The organism is Pseudomonas sp. 2995-1 (assembly GCF_002742505.1).
GTDB lineage: Bacteria > Pseudomonadota > Gammaproteobacteria > Pseudomonadales > Pseudomonadaceae > Aquipseudomonas > Aquipseudomonas sivasensis.
This window is the reverse complement of record NZ_LJSA01000108.1, coordinates 1-230: the sequence shown is the minus strand read 5'-3', so window position 1 is coordinate 230 and position 230 is coordinate 1. Positions and strand designations below refer to the sequence as shown.

Below are 230 nucleotides of genomic sequence, written 5' to 3'. Positions count from 1 at the left end.
GCTGTGGATAATGCAACGCCAGGTACTCCCCACTGTGGAAATCCTAATGCACCGAAAATAAATAAATAGTTTCCTGTTATATTTAATACATTCATTCCAAATGTAACAAACATAGTTTCTTTCGTATATCCGTGTGTTTGAATAATCGCAGACATAGTGACACTAACAGCTTGAAAGATTAGTGCACCTCCCACTATGATAAGGAAAGTATTTGCTTGTTCGAATAATTC

1 protein-coding gene is annotated in these 230 nt (G+C 36.1%); it reads right to left on the bottom strand.

Annotation, left to right across the window (positions count from 1 at the left end):
- Window positions 1–230: polysaccharide biosynthesis C-terminal domain-containing protein (locus AOA61_RS30775; RefSeq protein ID WP_178075167.1), on the bottom strand; the 230-nt coding region annotated here is incomplete at both ends.